The 3,089-nt window shown below is 33.9% G+C and carries 1 protein-coding gene and 1 pseudogene; both read left to right on the top strand.

The window, feature by feature from the left end; genetic code table 11:
- A partial coding sequence (locus RMR19_RS15935; RefSeq protein ID WP_310604490.1) for an N-acetylmuramoyl-L-alanine amidase occupies positions 1–2,232 on the top strand: 2,232 nt, incomplete at its 5' end.
- 27 nt (positions 2,233–2,259) lie between these two features.
- Positions 2,260–3,089, top strand: a pseudogene (locus RMR19_RS15930) (hypothetical protein); the annotation flags it as partial.

Raw genomic sequence — 3,089 nt, 5'->3', positions numbered from 1 at the left:
AAACAAACGGTATCACAAGCACCTAGAAAAGTGACGTATCAAGCAACTGGTGTAACAAAGATACTTGTTCCTGCAAGGTTTGTAGCAGAAGCTTTTGGTTATACATATAGTTATAACAGTAGTAAGGCATTAGCAACACTTACAAGCCCTAAAACAGCGGCGCTAAATCTGTATGATTTTAAAGAAAGCAAATGGTTTACATATCGTGGAACACAAGGAAAAGTAAAAGTTGATGGTAAAACTGTTGATATTACAGGATTGCCAAGTGTGTTACATGAATCTACTACAATGATTCAAGCAAAGAAAGTTTTTTCATCTTCATCGATAGGTGCTAAATATACTTATAATTCTGAGGAGAAAACGGTAACATTAGAGAAAGATGATACTATTGTTGTAATGACATTAGATAGTAAAGAAGCAACTGTGAATGGAAAGAAGAAAACACTACCACATGCACCTATGAAACTCAAGAATAAGGCCAATGGAACTACTTATATTATGGTTCCGGTTAGTACGGTTGCAGAATACTTAGGTTATGACTTTGCATGGGATAGTTCTTCGAATACTTCTATTATAACAAAGAAAGCAGAAGTTCCTGAAACACCAGATACACCGTCTGAAGAAGAAATGCAATATGCAAGCTTTGGAGTTTCAGATACTTACAAGAGTACATATGAAGCACTAAAGAATGCAACATATACAACAGAGGTTACTTCGAATTATTCATCAACAGCAGTATTAGGAGATTTGGTTAAATCGACTCAAGTTTATGCTGACCGAGAAGAATTTCAATTAAATGCATATTCGACATTTAGTAAGGTGAATTCCTATTATACAACAGATAATTCGCTAATCATTGATATAGAACAATCGACAGCAACAAATAATACATATACATATAGCAATAGTATTATCAATAGTGCGACAGTAACTTATAATGAGGCATCTCAATCAAGTAAACTTGTTTTAACAACAAGTGTAAAGCAACCAAAATATGAAATTAAATTATCAGAAGATGCTATGACATTAACGATTGTTGTGTACTATAATTACATTGGAAAATTAGATGTAGACTATGATTACTATACAGATTTAGTATCGTTAGAAATGCTATATCCTGCAACTATGAATGTAACTTCAGATGAGACACAAATTTATATTGATTTACCATACACAGTAAATAGTCTTGGAAACCTTAATTATGAGATTAGTAATGGATATTGTGTGAAGGGTGTAGCATCAATTAATAAAGATAACACAACGACAAGGATCACTTTGAAGAAAGTAAAAGATGGTATATACTATACTTCGCAGTCAGGAAATATGCTTTCATTGGTTTTAGTATATCCAGACGAGACTTCAGAACTTTCTTTGAAAATTGCTTTGCCAAGTGGAGTAAAATATTCGCAGGTGACTACAGAAGATTTATATACGAAAAATCAATTTAAGATTATTATCCCTGGTGATTATGTAAGTTTCTACAATGAAAATCCTGTTAAAAGCTATTCAAGTATGATTAGCAAGACGTCAGTATCGTTAAATAGTAGTGGGAAAACAGAAATTCTCGTTACTACACTAACGTTACAAGGATTCCGTTTGTCGGAGGAAGACTCATTCATAGGGGTAGAGGTGGCAAATCCTCGAGATATCTATGATAAGATTGTAGTTTTGGATGCAGGACATGGTGGAACAGATACTGGCGCTATTGGAAGTGGAGTATATGAAAAGACATTAACATATAATATCTTATGCAAATATGCAAAGGAATATTTTGATGGTAGTGATAGTTCTGTAAAAGCATACTGGACGAGAACAACGGATACATTTATTACATTGGACGATAGAGCTGCTTTTGCAGAAAAAGTAGGAGCGGATTTATTCATTAGCCTTCATATGAATTCGCATACAACAGCTACACCACAAGGTACAGAAACATATTACTCAACAGTGAATAATAAAACGGCATCTAGTGGTTTAAGCAGTGCGAAGTTGGCAGAGATATTCCAAAATGGTATCATTGATACGTTCGGTTTTACAAACAGAAAAGTAAAAACAGCAAATTATGTTGTTATTAAGAATAATACAGTTCCTGCAATATTGATTGAATTAGGTTTCATATCAAACAGTTCTGATTTAGCAAAAATCAATAATGCGACAAACCAAAAGAAATATGCAGCAAAATTGTATCAATTAGTGGAAGAAGTATTTGATAAATATCCTACGGGCAGATAGGCATATGGACATAATGGGAGGATTGAAATGGAACGAAAAGGAATGCGACGTTTTCATGTAGCTTTGTTGGCATTCGTATTCATATTCGGATTACTTGCTCCGAATGCGAATGTTGCAAGTGCGGCAAAAGATACAAAGAAACCTACAATAACTTTGACAGTAAAGAATACAGAACCAACAAATACCACGGTTAAAGTAACATTCAAGGCAACAGATGCTTCTGGTATAAAAACGGTAAAATGGGCAAAGGGAGATCAAAAGACTTCTTATTTTACTAAGAATGGAACAGCAGTGAAATTAAGTAAGAGTGTATGCACAGTTACCATTAAGGAGAATGGAACATATACATTCTACGCAATTGATAAAGCTGGTAATACAAAGATAAAAAAACTAGAGATTACAAACATTGATAACACAGCACCAACAGTTTCATTAAAATCATCTGTAATGAATCAAGCAGCAACAATTACGGTATCTTCTAAAGATGCATCGGGAATTGCAAGTGTGCAATATATTAAAGGAAAAGTTACAGATGTAGCTTCTGAAAAGTGGAAGACAACTGCAAAGGCTGTTTCTAATTTAAAGAGCTTTACCGTAAAGAAAGATGGAACATACAGTGTAAAAGTAACAGATAAAGCAGGTAACGCAAGTATAAAAAAAATTGCAATTACATTAGAGCTGCGTGCTATGTGGATTTCTTATCTTGAGTTTAAAACGACAGGATATACAGAAACGGAATTCAAAGCAAAGATTGATGAGATGTTTGATAATTGTGTCGAGTTGAGTATGAATACGGTTGTTGTACAAGTGAGACCTTTTGGAGATGCTTTGTATCCATCAAAATATTTTCCTTGGTC

This window comes from Anaerosporobacter sp. (assembly GCF_031551385.1).
Classification (GTDB): Bacteria; Bacillota; Clostridia; order Lachnospirales; family Lachnospiraceae; genus Anaerosporobacter.
Note: the sequence above shows the minus strand (reverse complement) of the source record. Positions and strands in the feature narration are given on the sequence as shown.